The sequence below is a fragment of the Amycolatopsis sp. MJM2582 genome, from assembly GCF_000754115.1.
Lineage (GTDB): Bacteria > Actinomycetota > Actinomycetes > Mycobacteriales > Pseudonocardiaceae > Amycolatopsis > Amycolatopsis japonica.
Genome location: NZ_JPLW01000007.1, coordinates 520749 through 537188, shown reverse-complemented (window position 1 = coordinate 537188; position 16440 = coordinate 520749). Strand labels below are relative to the sequence as shown.

Below are 16440 nucleotides of genomic sequence, written 5' to 3'. Positions count from 1 at the left end.
CGCGTTTAGTCCTCTGGATGCGGTAGTTGCGCGGGCAACCACCGCAAGCAGAGGACTAAACGCGGGGCGTAATCGGCGCATTGGTTCTTTCGAGTGAAAGAACCGCCGGAAGAGTGTACTTGCGGGTGATGACAGCAAGGTTTCGGTATCGGTTGTATCAAGGGGGTAAATCCCGTGCGGCGGCGGGGACCGGCAAGACCTGCCGGGGCCGCCGGACGGGATCCCAAGGAGGGGGTTCCTTGATATGTCCGTCGATCTGACCGTGCCCTTGGAATGGAAGACCGCCACCGGCGATGCCGCGAAAATGCTCGAAGAACTACAGCCGAACATCCTGAAAGCGCACGCCAGAGACCATTTTTCCGCACTTTTCCTCCGTTTTTCGGAGGCCCCGAGCGCGATGAAGTTCCTCGCGTCGCTCGTCCCGCTGATGAAGTCCGCGAAGACCCACCTGACCGAGGTCGAGCGCTTCAAAACCGAAGGGGTGAAGGGGACGCCCTACGTCGGCACCGGGCTGACCTCGGCAGGCTACCGGTTCCTGAAAATCGAGGCGCCACAAGACGAATCCTTCCGTCTGGGCATGCGCACGCAGGAGACCCGGGAGAAGCTGAACGACCCGCCTCGCTCCACCTTTGACAGCGGATACCACGACGAGATCCACGCCGTCGTCGTCATCGGCGACGGCGCCGACGCCCCGATGACCGCGCGCCGGAACGCGGTTCTCGCACTGATTCCGTCGACCGTTTCCGTCGTCGCCGAGGAAACCGGATTCGGCAGGGTGAACGCCAACGGTGAGGGTATCGAGCATTTCGGCTACGTCGACGGCCGAAGCCAGCCGCTCTTCCTGGTCGAGGACATCCACGCGGAAAAGACGGGAACGGACGGGATCAGCGTCTGGGATCCGAGCGCCCCGCTGAACCAGGTGCTCGTTCCGGATCACGCGGCTCCCGATCCCGAAGTGCATTTCGGCAGCTACTTCGTTTTCCGCAAATTGGAACAGAACGTGCGGCGGTTCAAGCAGTCGGAAGAGGCACTGGCGGATCAATTGGGGCTCGTCGGCGAAGACCGGGAACGGGCGGGCGCGATGATCGTCGGCCGGTTCGAGGACGGCACGCCGGTCACCGCGCAACGGGAAGAGGGCGCGGAAAGCCCGGTACCGAACAACTTCGACTACGGAAGCGACATCGCCGGCGCCAAATGCCCGTTCCAGGCGCATATCCGGAAGACGAATCCGCGCGGCAGCGGCGGCGCGGAACAACCGCCGCAGGAACGTCTGCACCTGATGGCACGGCGGGGCGTGCCGTACGGCGAACGAGCCGACGATCCGAACGCCGACCTGCCGCCGTCCGCGCGGCCCAGCGGCGGGGTCGGCCTGCTGTTCATGGCGTTCAATTCGGTGCTGGGGAACCAGTTCGAGTTCACGCAGGCGACCTGGTCGAACAACCCCGGGTTCCCGATCCCCCCGGTCGGGGTCAAACCGCCGGGCCTCGATCCGGTCATCGGCCAGGGCCCGCGCCCGGAATCCGTCTACACCGCGGAATGGGCGGGCACGCGCACGGTGACCGCGGATCCCATCCCGCAGGCGGTGACACTGAAGGGTGGTGACTACTTCTTCATGCCGTCACTCGCCTTCCTGCGCGGGCTCGGCGGGAAGAACTGATCCGGCGGGCGCCGGTCACGCTGGGGGTGGCCGGCGCCCGCTTTCTCCCTTCTCTCGGTCCGTATCGCGACGCGTAGTACTTTGTCCGGTGCGGTAAGCGACATCGGGCTTCGGGGAGGGAGCTGGTGATGAATCGGCATGAACGGCTGACGGCCTTATTGGACATGGTGGGAGAGCGGGAAAAAGTCGACGTCGAGGTTTCGGCGGGCGAACTCGGTGTCTCCCCCGCGACCATTCGCCGGGACCTCGATCATCTGGCGGGCCGCAATCTCGTGGTCCGCACCCGCGGCGGCGCCGTCGCGAGCAACGTCGCCTACGACCTTCCGTTGCGGCACAAGGCCGCGCGCAACGCGCCGGAACAGCAACGGATTTCCGCCGCCGCGGCCAGGATGGTCGATCCGGGCATGGTGGTCGGCCTCAACGGCGGCACCACGAGCACCGAGGTCGGCCGCGCGCTCGCGACCCGGCCGGATATGGGCGAGCCGAGCGGCGGGCCGTCGCTCACCGTGGTGACGAACGCGCTCAACATCGCCCACGAACTCGCCGTGCGGCCCAATATCAAGATCGTGGTGACCGGCGGCGTCGCGCGGCAGCAGTCGTTCGACCTGTCCGGGCCGCTGTCCCAGCTGTTCCTCGACCAGATCTCACTGGATCTGGTGTTCCTCGGCGTGGACGCCTTCGACCCGGTGCACGGCGCGCAGGCGCACCACGAGGGCGACGCGAGCACGAACCGGCTGATGGCGGCCCGCGCCCGGCAGGTCGTCGTCCTCGCCGACAGCGGGAAGCTCGGCGGTCACGCCTTCGCGAAGATCTGCGCGACCGCCGACGTCGACGTGCTCGTCACCGACGGCCGCGCCGATCCCGAGCGGGTGCACGCCTTCGAGGAGGAAGGCGTGCGCGTGGTCAAGGCTTGAGCAGGTCCAGCCCCAGCAGCGCCGCGCCGAGCCTGCCCGCCTCGTCGCCGAGCCGCGCGATCCGCAGTTCCGGCATCCGCTGGAACTGCAGGTTCGCCGCCAGCCAGGCCCGCACCGGCTCGAGGACGTAATCGCCCGCGGTGAACAGACCGCCGCCGAGGACCACGACTTCGGGCGCGAGCAGGGTCACCAGGGTCTTGATGCCGTGGCCGAGCCCCTCGAGCGCGTCGTTGACCACGGAGATCGCGGCCTCGTCACCGTGGCGGGCGGCGTCGACCACCTGCTCGGCGCCTTCGGCAGGCCGCCCGGTGTGCTCGCTGTAGCGGCGGGCGATGGCCGACGCGGAGGAGATCGCTTCGAGGCATCCCGTCGCGCCGCAACCGCACGGCAGCCGGTGACCGACGTCGATATGCCCGATTTCGCCGCCTTGCCCACCCGCGGCGTACAGCTTCCCGTCGAGCTGGAGCGCGGCCGCGATCCCGGTGCCGACCGGGATGAACGCGGCGTCGGTGCAGCCCTCGCCCGCGCCGACGCGGAACTCCGCGAGCCCGCCGGCGCGGACGTCGTGCCCGAACGCGAACGGCAGGCCGAGCCTGCTGTCGAGCATCTCGCCGAACGGGACGTTCCGGAAATCGAGGTTCGCCGAGAACCGGGCCACCCGCTCGACCTCGTCGACGATGCCGGGGATGACCACGCCGACGGCGTCCGGCGTACCGGTCCCAGCCTGCTTGCCCAGCGTTTCCACGATCCGCGCGACCTGATCGGCGAGCGCTTCGCCGTCCGCCCCGCGCGCCGTCGGCTCGCGCAGGCTGGCGAGGTCTTTCAGGTCCGCGTCGTAGAGGGCCGCCTTGATGGACGTGCCGCCGACATCGAGTGCCGCCACCGCAGGTGTCATACCCACGATTGTCACATTGACCGGAGGCTTCACCGCGACCTACGCTCGGTCGGCCAGACGACGGCACCCGGAACGCGGTGAGAATCCGCGCGGTCGCGCCACTGTGACCCCGAGCGATCGGGGAAGCCAGACCCGGAGCCGTCGTGACACCCCTGAAGAGGCCGCGCTAGCCCGAGGAGGTCCCACCGCCATGTCCGAAGCGGTAGCCGCAGTACCCGTCCCCGTCCGGATCCCCGTCCGCGAGATCCTGCCCTGGGCGGTGCTCGTCATCCTCCTTTCGTTGATCACGCTGTACTTCGTCAGCGCCGAGCAGGGCGCGGTGTCGGTGTTCGCGAATTCGTACGTCCACGAGTTCGTCCACGACGGCCGGCACCTGCTGGCCTTCCCCTGTCACTAGGGCGGCAAGCGCTCCATGATGAGGACCTTGCTGGTCCGCGGCATGCTCGCGGGCCTGGTCGCCGGTGTCCTGGCGACCCTTTTCGCGTACTTCTTCGGTGAGCCTTCGGTCGACACCGCCATCGGTCTCGAGGGCACCGCCGCGCATTCGCACAGCGCGCCCGGTGCCCACGAACACGCCCCGGCCGACGCCGAAGCGGCGGAGGAAGAGCTCGTCACCCGCGGTGTGCAGAGCACCGTCGGGCTGCTGACCGGCGTCGGCCTGTACGGCGTCGCCGTCGGTGGGCTGTTCTCGCTCGCGTTCGCCTTCACCTACGGCCGCCTCGGCACGCTGCGACCGCGGGTGACCGCGGCCCTGCTCGCCGGCGGCGGCTTCGTGGTCGTGTTCCTGGTGCCGTTCTTGAAGTACCCGGGGAACCCGCCCGCGGTGGGTCAGGCGGGCACGATCGGGAGCCGGACTTCGCTGTACTTCGGTTTCGTCGCGCTTTCGCTGCTGGTCGGCATCCTCGCCGCGGCGTTCGGGCGGAAGCTGGCCGACAAGCTCGGCGCCTGGCGCGGCGGTCTGCTCGCCGCGGGCGGGTACGTCGTGCTGATCTCGGTGGCGGCGGCGCTGCTGCCGTCGATCGACGAGGTCCCCGACGGGTTCCCCGGTTCCACGCTGTGGTCCTTCCGGCTGGCGTCGGTCGGCACCCAGGTGGTGCTCTGGACCGCGCTCGGCCTGGCCTTCGGCGCGTTGGCCGAGAAGGCTTTGGGGCGTAAGGACACCGTGCGGGCAAGCTAGCATTTCGTCCTCTGAATGCGGTAGTTGCGTGTGCAAGGACCGCATTCAGAGGACGAAATGCGTCAGGGGACGCCGGGCGGCACGAAAGGCAGAGAGCCGTCGGCACCGTTCTCGATCAGGCGCAGCAGAGCCTCGGTGTCGACGTGCTCTTCGACGGCGTCCGCGAGCCTGTCGAGCATGCTCTCCCGCAGTGCGCCGAACCCCGGTGCCCCGGCGGCCGGTGACCAGTCCGCCACCTCGCCCAGCCAGGCGCGCCGGAAGCCGTCGTTCTCGAACGCGCCGTGCCACATCGTGCCCCACACCGCGCCCTGCCGGTAGCCGTCCAAAAAGGACTCGGCGGGGCCGGTGGCGGTCACGGTGCCGTGGTGGATCTCGTACGCCTCCACGGATCGACCGCGCCACGCACCCGTCAGCCTGGCCAGCACCTTGTCGGCGCTGAACGAGACCCGCGTCGGCAGCAGACCGAGACCGGGGACCGTTCCCGCCCCGGATTCGACGTCGTCCTCGATCTCGGCGGCCAGCATCTGATAGCCGCCGCAGATCCCCAGCACCGGACGCCCCGCCTCGGCCCGCGCGCGCACGGCGTCGGCCAGGCCACGCGCCCGCAGCCACGCCAGATCGTCCACGGTCGCGCGGGAACCCGGCAGGATCACCACGTCGGCGGACCGGACCGTGTCCGGATCGGCGGTCAGTGCGACCGAGACGCCGGGCTCGGCGGCGAGCGCGTCGACGTCGGTCGCGTTGGAGGCCCGCGGGAAACGCACCACGGCGACGCGCAGGGACCCGCCGGAGGCGCCCCAGCCCGCGGCGGCCAGCGCGTCCTCCGAGTCGATCCACACCTGGTCGAGCCAGGGCAGCACACCGAACACCTCGCGGCCGGTGAGCTTTTCCAGCGTCTCCAGACCCGGCCGCAGCAGGCCCACGTCACCGCGGAACTTGTTGACCAGCCAGCCCGAAACCAGCGCCTGGTCCTCGGCGGACAGCAGCGCGAGGGTGCCGAACATCGCGGCCATGACCCCGCCGCGGTCGATGTCGCCGACGACGACCACAGGCAGGCCGAAGCGCCGAGCCAGCCCCATGTTGACGTAGTCGCCTTCGCGCAGGTTGATCTCGGCCGGGCTTCCCGCGCCTTCGCACAGCACGACGTCGAAACGCTTTCGCAGCGAAGAGAACGTGTCGAAGGCGATCTCGGCGAGCCCGGCCCGGCCCGTCGCGTACTCCCCCGCTTCCAGCGTGCCGAACGGTTTCCCGAGCGCGACGACATGGCTGCGCCGATCGCTCCCGGGTTTCAGCAGCACCGGGTTCATCGCGGCTTCGGGTTCGACGCGGGCCGCCCGTGCCTGCAGCCATTGCGCACGGCCGATCTCGGCGCCGTCGGCGCACACCATCGAGTTGTTCGACATGTTCTGGGACTTGAACGGCGCAACCCGCACACCCCGGCGCGCGAGCCAGCGGCACAACGCGGCGGTGACCAGGCTCTTGCCCGCGTCCGACGTCGTCCCCGCGACGAGCAGGCCGCTCATCGCGCGACCGCCACCGCGACGGCGAGCGCGGCGAGCCCGACCGCCCTCGACAGTCGGACCGCGCGGCGCACGTCCACCGGCTCCGGTTCGCGGCCGTCGCCGAGGACGCCGCGGCGTTCGGTGCGGCCGCCGTAGCTGTTCGTCCCGCCCAGTTTGATCCCGAGCGCGCCGGCGAAGGCGGCCTCGACCTGGCCCGCGTTGGGACTCGGATGGTGTTTCCCGTCGCGGCGCCAGATCCGGAACGCTGGCCTGGCGAAGCCGCCCGCCAGCGGCGCCGACGCCACGGTGAGCGCCGCGCCGACCCGGGACGGCACCAGATTCGCCAGATCGTCCGTCCGCGCCGACGCCCAGCCGAAGTTGGCGTATTTCGGCGATCGGTAGCCGACCATCGCGTCGAGCGTGTTGAGCGCGCGGTAACCCAGCAGACCGGGGATCCCGGCGACCGCGCCCCACAGCAGCGGCGCGACGACCGCGTCGGAGGTGTTCTCGGCGATGGACTCGGTGGTCGCGCGCGCCAGCTGTTCGGTGTCGAGGCCGGTGGCGTCGCGGGCGCACAGATGCGAAAGCCGCCGCCGGGCACCGGGCAGGTCGCCGTCGTCGAGCAGATGAGCCATGCGCGTGCCCTCGTCCGCGAGCCCCTTGCCGCCGAGAACCACCCAAGTGGACGCCGCGGTGAGCGCGAACCTCGCGAAGGGACGCTTCCGCGTCAAGAACTGGGCCGCGACCCCCAAACCGGTGACGGTGCCCGCACAGAGCGCGGTGTACGCGGCGCCCCGTACCTTCGAATCGGCGTAAACCCGCTGTTCGAGGGCTTGCGCGGCGCGGCCGAAGCCCGCGACCGGATGCCTCTTCCGTGGATCTCCGAACACGGCGTCGGCGACGTAACCGGTCACGAGTCCGGCTGCGGTGGCGGCTTGTCGGAGTGGCACGTGGCGAACGGTAGCGCGTGCACGAGAATGCGGGGTATGACCAAGCTGACGCATCGCCTCGCGAGGGTTCTGGAGACTCTCGCGCGGGCACTTCGCCGCTATTCGCGCGACGACGGCAAGGTGCTGATACTGGGCGGCGTCCGCTCTGGGAAGTCACACCACGCCGAGCGGCTCGCGTCCCGCCACCCGCACCTCACCTACGTCGCGCCCGGGCTGCCGCCGAGCGCCGAAGATCCCGAATGGGCCGCCCGGGTGGCCGCGCACCGCGCGCGGCGGCCGAGCCACTGGAAGACCGTCGAGACCACCGACCTGGCCACGGTGCTGCGCACGGCGACGCATCCGCTGCTCATCGACTGCCTCGGCACGTGGATCAGCCGGGTGCTCGACGAGGTCGGCGCCTGGGACCAGCGCAAGGGCTGGGAGCGGCGGCTCGACGACCGGCTGGAGGATTTCCTGGCGGCGTGGGCGCAGGCCGACGTGCCGGTGATCGCGGTCAGCAACGAGGTCGGCAGCGGTGTGGTGCCCGCGACGGTGTCCGGACGCGTGTTCCGTGATGTGCTGGGCGCGTTGAACAACCGGGTGTCCGCCGTGTCCGACCGGACCGTGCTGGTCGTCGCCGGACGGATGCTCGACCTGCCTTAGGGAGTCCCTATGCGTATCGCCACCCCGGACGCCGCCGCCGCGACCGCCGCGCGCGCCAGACTGGACGGACTGGTCAAACCGCTCGGTTCACTCGGACGGCTCGAAGACCTGGCCGCGTGGCTCAGCGCGGCGCACGGTGTCGTCCCGCCGCGGCCGCTCGACGACGTCCGCGTGGTGGTCTTCGCCGGGGACCACGGGGTTTCCGGGATGTCGGCTTATCCGCGTGAGGTCACCGCGGCGATGGTCCGAGTGTTCCTCGCCGGGAAGAGCGGGGTCAGCGTGCTGGCCGGGCTCGCCGGGGCGAAGGTGCGGGTGCTGGACATCGCGGTGGACTGGGACAGCGCGGACGTGCCCGCCGAGGTCACCGCGCACAAGGTCCGGCGGGGTTCCGGCGCGATCGACGTCGAGGACGCGCTCGCCGAGGGCGAGGCGCGGACGGCGTTCGAGCACGGGCTGGCGATCGCGGACGAGGAGATCGACGGCGGCGCGGATCTGCTCGTCCCCGGTGACATGGGGATCGGGAACACTACGGTCTGCGCGGCCGTGGTCGCCTCGCTGCTCGGTCTTTTCCCGGAAGACGTCGTCGGCACGGGCACCGGGATCGACGAGGCCGGGCGCGCGCGGAAACTCGCGGTCGTCGAGGCCGCGTTGATCAGGGCCGGTGCGGTGAAAGACCCCTTCACCTTGCTGACTTCGCTCGGCAGCGCCTGTCTCGCCGCGACGGCGGGCTTCCTCGTGCAGGCTGCGGTCCGCGGGGTGCCGGTGCTGCTCGACGGCGTGTTCTCCGGCGCCGCGGCGCTCGTCGCCCGCGAGATCGCGCCGGGTGCCGAGCGGTGGTGGCTGGCCGGGCATCGCTCGACCGAGCCGTCGCAGGCGTACGCGTTGAAGGCGCTCCACCTGGAGCCGATCCTCGACCTCGGGCTGCGGCTCGGCGAGGGCAGCGGCGCCGTGCAGGCGGTACCGGTGCTGAGGGCGGCCCGGGCGATCCTCGCGGACATGGGTCTGCTGGCGGATCTGGCTTGATCGCCGACGCGCTGAAAATGGCCGTCGGCACCCTGACCACCGTCCGGGTGCCGGCGCCGGGAGTGATCGACCGGCGGGTGGCGGGCGGGGCGATGGTGCTCGGCCCGCTGGCCGTCGTGCCGCTCGCGGCCGTCGCTTCGCTGATCGTCTTCCTGGGTGGGTTGATCGGTCTGCCCGCGTTCGCGTCGGCGGCGCTCGCGCTGGGCGCGGTGGCACTCGGCAGCCGCGGGCTCCATCTGGACGGGCTCGCCGACACGGCCGACGGTCTCGGCGCTTCCTACGACCGTGCTCGGGCGCTGGAGGTCATGCGGCGCGGGGATTCCGGGCCGACCGGGATCGCGACCCTGGTGCTGGTGCTGCTCGTCCAGGTCGGCGCGCTGGCCGGGGCGATCTCGGCCGGGCACGGGATCGCGGCGGCCGCCGTCGCGGTCGTCGCCGGACGCGGCGTCCTCTCGCTGTGCTGCGCGCGTGGTGTCCCGTCGGCGCGGCCGGAAGGGCTGGGCGCGACCGTCGCCGGTTCGGTGCCGGTGTGGGCGGCGGCCGCGGTCTTCGCCGTACTGGCGGGCGCGGCGGCGCTGGCGTTGCCGTGGTGGCAAGGGCTCGCCGCGGTGGCGCTGGGATATCTGGCCGCGTCCGCGCTGCTGGCGCGGTGCGTTCAGCGGCTGGGCGGGGTCACCGGGGACGTGCTCGGGGGTTGCGTCGAGGTCTCCGTCGCGGGGATCTTGCTGGCTTCGTCGTTCTGAGGAACCGTCAGTTTCTCGTCGATCTCCGGCAGCCAGAAGCACAACTCGAAGGTCTTCATCCCGGCCCACAAGCCGAGTTTGCGGCCCTGGGAAACCAAAGTGACCGACGAGAACAGCAGCAGCGCCGCGATCACGGCGGCGATGAACGGATGTTTGCCCGCGAAGATGTCGACGATCGCGGCGACGGCACCGAGCAGCAACGGCGGCGCGCAGTTGCGCACCATCAGCCCGGACGCGCGCAGCCGCGTGACGTCGGCCGCGACCTCCTTGTCGTGCAGTTGCAGCGCGCACAGCAGGAGATGCGGGCTCTCCTTCAGGAACGCGCGGTCCTTGGCCGCGGGCATCCGGCGCACGAACTCCACGGCGGCGTCCCGGTCCCGCCTGCGCGGCACGATCCGCTCCAGCGCTTCCCCGAGCGGATAGGCCAAATAGCCCAACAGGAAACTCAGGACCACGATCACGACGACCAGCACCACGGTCGGCACGCCGCCGATGCTCGCCGCCGTCAGGATGTGGAGCTTCGCCCCGAGGTAACCGAAGAACGCGACGTACAGCGCGCCGGGGATGGTGTAGGCGAAGAGATCGAAGACGCCGATCGCGAAGTTCACTCGCCTATCCAACCAGAAGCCGCCGTGCGCTTTGGCCGAGTTGGTCGTGAGTGGTAAGTCGCGTTCTAACGACACTTACCACTCACGAGCCCAAGGCGTCGGCGACTTCGTCGGCGTGCGGGATGGTCGCGGCGATGATGCCGTCCAGCACCTTCCGCGTCGCCGTCATCTCGTCGATCGCCGTGGTGATCCGGTCCCGCTCCCGGTACAACTCGGGCAGCAGATCGACGCAGGCGGGCGCCAGGCCGTTCCCCAGATCGACCATGCACGGCAGCACCCCGGCGATGGTCGCGGTGCCCAGCCCCGCGGACAGCAGGGTGCGGATGTTGCGCACCCGCGCGACATCCGCTTCCGAATATTCGCGGTAACCACTCGGCCTTCGCACCGGATGCAGAAGGCCCTGTTCCTCGTAATAGCGGAGCAACCGTTCCCGCACGCCCGTCCGCCGCACCAGCTCACCGATCCGCATGAGAACAACCATTACACGATCAGGAGTTGACTCTCACATCGATGAGAGACTTTAGCCTTGCCCCATGACCGATCAGAACCTCCCGGTGGCCGTCGCCGGACTCGGCCCGATGGGTGCCGCGCTCGCCGCCGCCCTGCTCGACCGCGGCCACGACGTGACCGTGTGGAACCGTTCCCCCGGCAAGGCCGCCCCCTTGGTGGCGAAAGGCGCGCGGCAGGCGGACGACATCGTGGACGCGGTGTCCGCGAGCCGTCTGCTCGTGGTCTGTCTCGCCGACTATGACGCGCTTTACTCCGCGCTCGGCCCCGCGCGGGAAGCCTTGCGCGGCCGCGTGGTGGTGAACCTGAATTCCGGCACGCCGAGGGAGGCACGCGAGGCCGCCCAGTGGGCGGAAGAACACGGAATCGGCTATCTCGACGGCGCGATCATGGTTCCTCCGCCCCTGGTCGGGCACCCCGGCTCGCTCTTCCTCTACAGCGGCCCCACCGAGGTTTTCGAGACGCACAAGGAGACCCTGGCCGATCTGGGCGATCCGACCCATCTCGGCACGGACCCGGGCCTCGCCGTGCTGTACAACACCGCGTTGCTGAGCATGATGTACTCGTCCCTGAACGGATTCCTGCACGCCGCCGCGCTGGTCGGCAGTGCCGGGGTCGGGGCGGCCGAGTTCACGGAGATCGCGGTGGACTGGTTCCTGCCCTCGGTGATCGGCGGGATCATCAAGGCCGAGGCGCCCACCATCGACAAGGGTGAGTATCCCGGCGAGCTCGCTTCCCTGGAAATGAACGTCACGACGCTGAAGCACATCATCGGCACCAGCGACGAGCAGCGAGTCGACGCCGGCATCCCGGCCGGGAACAAGGAACTGCTGGACCGGGCGGTCGCCGCGGGGTTCGGCAAGAGCGGCTACTCCTCGGTGATCGAGATCCTCAAGCGGGGAGCCGCCTGACCGCCGCGAGCGCCGCCAGGAAGCGGTCCGCCGTCTCCCGGTCCCGCACCGCCATCCGCAGGTACCGCCCGTCCAGCCCCGGGAAGGTGTCCCCACGCCGGACGGCGAAGCCGTTCTCCCGCAACCGTTCCCGAACGCCGTCGGCACCCGGCAGCCGCACGAGCACGAAAGGCCCCCGGGGCTCCCCCAGCACTTCGACACCCAAAGCGGTCAAGCCCGAAACCAGGTACTCCCGGTCCGCTTCCGCCGCCACGGCCAGTTTCTCGGCTTCCTCCAACGCCGCCGGACGGCAGCACGCCACCACGGCGACGGCGGCCAGCGACGACACCGACCACGGCGGCTGGACCGCGCGCAAACGGTCCACAATGGACTCATCAGCCAGGACGTACCCGGCACGCAGCCCGGCGATCCCCCACGTCTTCGTCAGGCTGCGGAGGACGACGAAACCCGGTTGTCCCGCAACGCTTTCGGTCTCGCCGGGGACGGCGTCGAGGAAGGCTTCGTCGACGACGACCAGCCGGTCCGGGCGGCCCAGCGCGAGCAGGTCCGCGGCCGGATGCAGGACGGAAGTCGGGTTCGTGGGGTTCCCGACGAAGACCAGATCGGCTTCCTCCGGGACTTCGCCCAGCCGGAAACCGTCGTCGGGCGACAGCACCACCCGGTGCACGGCATGGCCGGCCGCGCGCAGGGCGGCTTCGGGTTCGGTGAACTGCGGGTGCACGACCACCGCGCACGACGGCCGCAACGCCGTCGCCAGCAACGTGAACGCCTCGGCCGCGCCGGAGGTCACCAGGACCCGGGACTCGGGCAGCGAGTGCCGGGCGGCGACCGCGGCCGTGGCGGCGGTGACGTCCGGATAAGCGGCCAGATCGTCCAGTGCCGCCGCCAGTTCGGCGCGCAGCCAGGCGGGCGGCGCCGGCAGGCGGACGTTGACCGCGAGGTCGACGAGACCCTCGCCGACCTCGCGGTCGCCGTGATGCCAGAGGTCGTAGTCAGCCATGGGCGTGCACCGCGGCGGCGAACCGCTCGGCGAGTTCCGGGTAGCCCGCCCAGTGGACGTGCAGATACGACGCGTGCAGGGACGCCGACGCGAAACCGTCCGGAGTGCGGTCCCAGCCCCAGGCCGGGGTCGGGCCGCTCCCGGGTTCGATGATCGTGCGGTGGAATTCGTGCCCGGTGACGCGTTGCCCGGCGACCGCGAGCACACTGTCCGCGGGCGAGAAAGCCTTGCGGTATCCCAGCTTTCCGCGTTTCGTCATGGTGGCCGACGCGTCGAGGACGCCGGTCATCGGCGTCCCGTCGATGTCCTGGCACAGGTACAGCAGCCCCGCGCATTCCGCGACGACGGGCATTCCGTCGCCGACGGCGCGGGCGATCGCGGTCCGCAGCGGGAGGTTCGCCGAAAGCTCTTCGGCGTGCACCTCGGGGAAGCCGCCGCCGAAGTACAGCCCGGCGCAGCCTTCGGGGAGTTCCTTGTCCTGCAAGGGATCGACATCGACGACGTCGACACCGGCGGCGGCGAGCAGCTCGACGGCCTCGGTGTAGCGGAAGGTGAACGCCGGACCGGCCGCCGCGGCGACCACCGAACGTCGCCCCTCGACCGCGAACGGCGGTCGCCAGGGCTCCCCCGAAAGGCGGGAAGCCGAGCGCGCCACCTGCACGACGGCGCCGAGGTCCACGCCTTCGCTGATCCACGCGGCCAACTCCGGCAGCAGACGTTCGGACTCGCTCGCCCGTTCCGCCGCCGGGACCAGGCCGAGATGACGGCTGGGCGCGTGGATCTCTTCGTTGCGGTACAACGTTCCCAGCAGCGGGACGCCGGTCGCCTCCAGCGCGGTGACGATCTCGTCCGCGTGCCGCTGCGAGCCCAGCTTGTTGAGGATGACACCGGCGAGCCGCACGCGGGTGTCGTACTGCGCGAACCCGAGCACGGTCGCGGCGACACTGCGCGACGCGGCCGACGCGTCCACGACGAGCACCACCGGCGCGTCCAGCAACCGGGCGACGTGCGCGGTCGAGGCGAACCCCTCGGTGCCGAGCGCGCCGTCGAACAGGCCCATCACGCCTTCGATGACCGCGATGTCGGCACCGGCGGAACCGTGCCGCAGCAACGGGATCAGCCGGTCCTCGCCCTGGAGGAACGGGTCGAGGTTGCGCGGCGGCCGCCCGGTCGCCAGCGCGTGGTAGCTCGGGTCGATGAAGTCGGGCCCGACCTTGTGCCCGGACACCTTCAGCCCCCGCGCGCGCAACGCCGCCATCAGGCCCGCGGCGATCGTGGTCTTGCCGTGCCCGGAACCGGGCGCGGCGACGACCACGCGGTTCACCATTCGATGCCTCGCTGGCCCTTTTGCCCGGCGTCCATCGGATGCTTCACCTTCGTCATCTCGGTGACCAGGTCCGCCGCCTCGATCAGCTCCGGCGGCGCGTACCGGCCGGTGATCACCACGTGCTGGTGGCCGGGGCGTCCGGTCAGCGTCGAGACGACGTCGTCCACTTCGAGCCAGCCCCATTTGAGCAGGTAGCTGAACTCGTCGAGGACGTAGAAGTCGTGGGTCTCGGCGGCGAGACGGCGTTTGATCTCGGCCCAGCCCTCACGCGCGTTCTCGGCGTGGTCCTCTTCGGAGCCGGATTTGCGCGCCCAGCTCCAGCCTTCGCCCATCTTGTGCCACTCGACGGCGCCGCCTTGGCCGGTGTCCTCGTGCAGCTTGCCCAGCGCGCGGAACGCGGCTTCCTCGCCGACACGCCATTTCGCCGACTTGACGAACTGGAACACGCCGATCGACCAGCCCTGGTTCCACGCGCGCAGCGCCATCCCGAACGCGGCCGTGGACTTGCCCTTCATCTCGCCGGTGTGCACGGCGAGCAGCGGGCGGTTGCGCCGCTGGCGGGTGGTGAGGCCGTCGTTCGGCACCGTTTCCGGTTTGCCCTGTGGCATTACGCCGCCTTTCCGGAGATACGGCTGCGGACCGCGCCCGCGAGGGTGTCGGCGGCGACCTCGGTGACCGGAACGTGTTCCGCGCCAAGGTGTTCCGCCAGTTCGGCGGCGAGCCCGAGGCGCATCTTGCCGCTCTCGCAGTCCATCACGACCGAGGTCACGTTCCCGGCCAGCAGCCCGGCCGCCTGCCGCGCGCGCTGGACGGCGTCGGCACCGCTGGTCGCACGCCCGTCGGTGACGACGACCAGCAGCGGACGCCGCAACGGATCACGGACCGCTTCGATCCGCAGAACCCTTGCCGCTTCGAGAAGTCCCTCGGCCAGCGGCGTCCGGCCGCCGGTCGCGAGACCGTCCAAACGGGACGCCGCGGCGTCGACGCTGATCGTCGGCGGAAGCGCGAGTTCGGCGCCCGAGGCGCGGAAAGTCACCAGGCCCACCTTGTCGCGGCGCTGGTACGCGTCGAGCAGCAGCGACAGCACGGCGGTCTTGACCTCCCGCATCCGCTGGCGCGCGCCCATCGAACCGGACGCGTCGACACAGAACAGCACGAGGTTGCCCTCGCGTCCTTCCCGCCGCGCGAACCGCAGATCCTGGGGCCGCACCACGAGACCCGCGCCGCTGCGGCCGCGGGAGCGCTGATGCGGTGCGGCCGCGCGCACGGTCGCGAGCAGATGCGGATGCCCGTCCTTGGTCCCGGCGGGCTGGACGCCGATGGTCCGCCCGTTGTCGGTGATCGCCCTCGACCGCCGCCCGGCGGCACCCTCACCGGTGCCCTTCACCTCGAAACGCCGGGCACGGAAGGCTTCCCCGGCGCCGACCGGCTTCTGGTCGCCGCCACTCCCGCCGCCTGACGGCTCCTGGCCACCTTCCGAGGGCGGCGGGGCCTCACCGCCCTCGGGCGGGGTACCGGAACCGGAACCGGGACCGTCGTCGTCGGGACCGGGGCCTTCGGGTTCGGCGTCCTGCAACGCCTGCTCCAGCTGCTCCTCGGAGATCCCGGGCGCGTCGAAGGGATTGCGGCGACGACGGTGCGGCAGCGCGAGCCGGGCCGCGACCCGGACGTCGTCGGTGGTCACCTCGGTGCGTCCCGCCCAAGCGGCGTGCGCGACCGCGGTCCGCGCGGTGACGATATCCGCGCGCATCCCGTCGACCTCGAACGACGCGCAGACCTCCGCGATCTGCCGCAACGCATCGTCCGGCAGTTTGACCGACGGCAGAAGTCGTTGCGCCGCCTCGATGTCCGCGGCGAGTTCGGCGTCGGCCGCGGCGTACTGGCCGGCGAAACCGTCGGGATCCGCCTCGTAGGCGAGCCGCCGCCGGACGACCTCGACCCGCAGTTCGGGATCCCGGCTGGACGCGACCTCGACGGTGAGCCCGAAGCGGTCCAGCAGCTGCGGCCGCAGCTCGCCTTCCTCGGGGTTCATCGTGCCGATCAGAACGAACCGGGCCGCGTGCGACACCGAGACACCCTCGCGTTCGACGGTCGCGCGGCCCATGGCGGCGGCGTCGAGCAGCGTGTCGACCAGGTGATCGTGCAGGAGGTTGACCTCGTCCACGTACAGCAGCCCGCGATGCGCGGCGGCGAGCAGGCCGGGCTGGAAATCGGTGACGCCGTCGGCGAGCGCGCGTTCCAGGTTCAGCGAACCGATCACGCGGTCTTCGGCCGCGCCGACCGGCAGCTCCACCAGCCGCGCGGGACGACGGTGGGCGGGCGAGCCCTCCGCGTGCGGGCCGTCCGGGCAGGCCGGATCGGGCTCGACGGGATCGCAGGAGAACCGGCACGCCTCCACGACGTCGACGCCCGGCAGCAGACCGGCCAGCGCACGCACCATCGTGGACTTCGCCGTGCCCTTCTCACCGCGCACGAGCACCCCGCCGACGGCGGGCGAGATGGAGGAAAGCACCAGCGCCAGGCGCAGATCCGGCATCCCCACAACGGCGGTGAACGGGTACGGCTTCACAGCTCTCCCTCATCC

17 protein-coding genes are annotated in these 16440 nt (G+C 70.8%); 8 read left to right on the top strand and 9 right to left on the bottom strand.

Annotated features, from left to right (window positions below; all coding sequences use genetic code 11):
* Positions 1 to 244 precede the first annotated feature (244 nt).
* Positions 245 to 1657, top strand: a complete 1413-nt coding sequence (locus ED92_RS36935) for a Dyp-type peroxidase (protein ID WP_037346677.1) — start codon at positions 245 to 247, stop codon at positions 1655 to 1657.
* Positions 1658 to 1785: 128 nt separating this feature from the next.
* On the top strand, positions 1786 to 2571 hold the full coding sequence (locus ED92_RS36930; protein WP_037346676.1) for a DeoR/GlpR family DNA-binding transcription regulator: 786 nt from the start codon (positions 1786 to 1788) through the stop codon (positions 2569 to 2571).
* Here ED92_RS36930 and ED92_RS36925 read toward each other — a convergent pair.
* Entirely contained in the window at positions 2561 to 3454 is an 894-nt protein-coding gene (locus ED92_RS36925; protein WP_081976017.1) for an ROK family protein, read from the bottom strand. The two genes, ED92_RS36930 and ED92_RS36925, sit on opposite strands and share 11 nt — an antisense overlap.
* A 202-nt stretch (positions 3455 to 3656) precedes the next feature.
* Between ED92_RS36925 and ED92_RS36920 the strand changes: the two genes are divergently transcribed.
* Both ED92_RS36920 and ED92_RS36915 read left to right on the top strand, forming a co-directional pair.
* On the top strand, positions 3657 to 3863 hold the full coding sequence (locus tag ED92_RS36920; RefSeq protein ID WP_034312940.1) for a CbtB-domain containing protein: 207 nt from the start codon (positions 3657 to 3659) through the stop codon (positions 3861 to 3863).
* Positions 3864 to 3878: 15 nt separating this feature from the next.
* On the top strand, positions 3879 to 4643 hold the full coding sequence (locus tag ED92_RS36915; protein ID WP_037346672.1) for a CbtA family protein: 765 nt from the start codon (positions 3879 to 3881) through the stop codon (positions 4641 to 4643).
* Between the two features lie 62 nt (positions 4644 to 4705).
* Here ED92_RS36915 and ED92_RS36910 read toward each other — a convergent pair whose 3' ends face one another.
* Both ED92_RS36910 and ED92_RS36905 read right to left on the bottom strand, forming a co-directional pair.
* Positions 4706 to 6166 (bottom strand): cobyric acid synthase, encoded by a 1461-nt coding sequence (locus tag ED92_RS36910; RefSeq protein ID WP_037346670.1) that lies wholly within the window; start codon positions 6164 to 6166, stop codon positions 4706 to 4708.
* Positions 6163 to 7095, bottom strand: a complete 933-nt coding sequence (locus tag ED92_RS36905) for a cobalamin biosynthesis protein (RefSeq protein ID WP_037346669.1) — start codon at positions 7093 to 7095, stop codon at positions 6163 to 6165. Before ED92_RS36905 ends, ED92_RS36910 begins: the two co-directional genes overlap by 4 nt.
* Positions 7096 to 7131: 36 nt before the next feature.
* Here ED92_RS36905 and ED92_RS36900 point away from each other — a divergent pair, with 36 nt between their 5' ends.
* The 3 genes from ED92_RS36900 to ED92_RS36890 are packed head-to-tail and all read left to right on the top strand — an operon-like array spanning position 7132 to position 9503.
* Entirely contained in the window at positions 7132 to 7737 is a 606-nt protein-coding gene (locus ED92_RS36900) for a bifunctional adenosylcobinamide kinase/adenosylcobinamide-phosphate guanylyltransferase (RefSeq protein ID WP_037346667.1), read from the top strand.
* A gap of 9 nt (positions 7738 to 7746) precedes the next feature.
* Complete coding sequence (gene cobT, locus ED92_RS36895; RefSeq protein WP_037346665.1) at positions 7747 to 8760, top strand: nicotinate-nucleotide--dimethylbenzimidazole phosphoribosyltransferase; 1014 nt, start codon at positions 7747 to 7749, stop codon at positions 8758 to 8760.
* Positions 8757 to 9503, top strand: coding sequence for an adenosylcobinamide-GDP ribazoletransferase (locus ED92_RS36890; RefSeq protein WP_152611102.1), 747 nt, complete (start codon positions 8757 to 8759; stop codon positions 9501 to 9503). Before cobT ends, ED92_RS36890 begins: the two co-directional genes overlap by 4 nt.
* On the opposite strand, the gene ED92_RS36885 is transcribed toward ED92_RS36890, so the two are convergent.
* Both ED92_RS36885 and ED92_RS36880 read right to left on the bottom strand, forming a co-directional pair.
* Positions 9416 to 10111: a hypothetical protein gene (locus ED92_RS36885; RefSeq protein WP_235213470.1), complete on the bottom strand. Its 696-nt coding sequence runs from the start codon at positions 10109 to 10111 to the stop codon at positions 9416 to 9418. The genes ED92_RS36890 and ED92_RS36885 overlap by 88 nt on opposite strands.
* An 82-nt stretch (positions 10112 to 10193) precedes the next feature.
* Positions 10194 to 10580, bottom strand: coding sequence for a MerR family transcriptional regulator (locus ED92_RS36880; RefSeq protein ID WP_037346664.1), 387 nt, complete (start codon positions 10578 to 10580; stop codon positions 10194 to 10196).
* Positions 10581 to 10644: 64 nt separating this feature from the next.
* Here ED92_RS36880 and ED92_RS36875 point away from each other — a divergent pair, with 64 nt between their 5' ends.
* Positions 10645 to 11529, top strand: coding sequence for an NAD(P)-dependent oxidoreductase (locus ED92_RS36875; protein WP_037346663.1), 885 nt, complete (start codon positions 10645 to 10647; stop codon positions 11527 to 11529).
* Here the strand turns inward: ED92_RS36875 and cobC are convergent.
* Genes cobC through ED92_RS36855 form a run of 4 tightly spaced genes read right to left on the bottom strand, consistent with a single transcriptional unit; the run spans position 11510 to position 16425 of the window.
* Positions 11510 to 12529, bottom strand: coding sequence for an Rv2231c family pyridoxal phosphate-dependent protein CobC (gene cobC / locus ED92_RS36870; protein ID WP_037346662.1), 1020 nt, complete (start codon positions 12527 to 12529; stop codon positions 11510 to 11512). The two genes, ED92_RS36875 and cobC, sit on opposite strands and share 20 nt — an antisense overlap.
* Positions 12522 to 13856 (bottom strand): cobyrinate a,c-diamide synthase, encoded by a 1335-nt coding sequence (locus tag ED92_RS36865; RefSeq protein ID WP_037346661.1) that lies wholly within the window; start codon positions 13854 to 13856, stop codon positions 12522 to 12524. The genes cobC and ED92_RS36865 overlap by 8 nt, the downstream gene beginning before the upstream one ends.
* Positions 13850 to 14464, bottom strand: a complete 615-nt coding sequence (gene cobO, locus ED92_RS36860; RefSeq protein WP_016332072.1) for a cob(I)yrinic acid a,c-diamide adenosyltransferase — start codon at positions 14462 to 14464, stop codon at positions 13850 to 13852. The genes ED92_RS36865 and cobO overlap by 7 nt, the downstream gene beginning before the upstream one ends.
* The gene (locus ED92_RS36855) at positions 14464 to 16425 is read right to left on the bottom strand and encodes a putative cobaltochelatase (protein WP_037346660.1); all 1962 of its coding nucleotides are present in this window, start codon (positions 16423 to 16425) and stop codon (positions 14464 to 14466) included. The genes cobO and ED92_RS36855 overlap by 1 nt, the downstream gene beginning before the upstream one ends.
* Positions 16426 to 16440: the final 15 nt, after the last annotated feature.

Excerpts from the sequence above, each read along its gene's own strand:
- ED92_RS36880 (WP_037346664.1), bottom strand. The coding sequence starts at position 10,580 with ATGCGGATCGGTGAGCTGGTGCGGCGGACGGGCGTGCGGGAACGGTTG.
- cobT (WP_037346665.1), top strand. The coding sequence starts at position 7,747 with ATGCGTATCGCCACCCCGGACGCCGCCGCCGCGACCGCCGCGCGCGCC.
- cobC (WP_037346662.1), bottom strand. The coding sequence starts at position 12,529 with ATGGCTGACTACGACCTCTGGCATCACGGCGACCGCGAGGTCGGCGAG.
- ED92_RS36935 (WP_037346677.1), top strand. The coding sequence starts at position 245 with ATGTCCGTCGATCTGACCGTGCCCTTGGAATGGAAGACCGCCACCGGC.
- ED92_RS36865 (WP_037346661.1), bottom strand. The coding sequence starts at position 13,856 with ATGGTGAACCGCGTGGTCGTCGCCGCGCCCGGTTCCGGGCACGGCAAG.
- ED92_RS36915 (WP_037346672.1), top strand. The coding sequence starts at position 3,879 with ATGATGAGGACCTTGCTGGTCCGCGGCATGCTCGCGGGCCTGGTCGCC.
- ED92_RS36900 (WP_037346667.1), top strand. The coding sequence starts at position 7,132 with ATGACCAAGCTGACGCATCGCCTCGCGAGGGTTCTGGAGACTCTCGCG.
- ED92_RS36930 (WP_037346676.1), top strand. The coding sequence starts at position 1,786 with ATGAATCGGCATGAACGGCTGACGGCCTTATTGGACATGGTGGGAGAG.
- cobO (WP_016332072.1), bottom strand. The coding sequence starts at position 14,464 with ATGCCACAGGGCAAACCGGAAACGGTGCCGAACGACGGCCTCACCACC.
- ED92_RS36875 (WP_037346663.1), top strand. The coding sequence starts at position 10,645 with ATGACCGATCAGAACCTCCCGGTGGCCGTCGCCGGACTCGGCCCGATG.
- ED92_RS36910 (WP_037346670.1), bottom strand. The coding sequence starts at position 6,166 with ATGAGCGGCCTGCTCGTCGCGGGGACGACGTCGGACGCGGGCAAGAGC.
- ED92_RS36920 (WP_034312940.1), top strand. The coding sequence starts at position 3,657 with ATGTCCGAAGCGGTAGCCGCAGTACCCGTCCCCGTCCGGATCCCCGTC.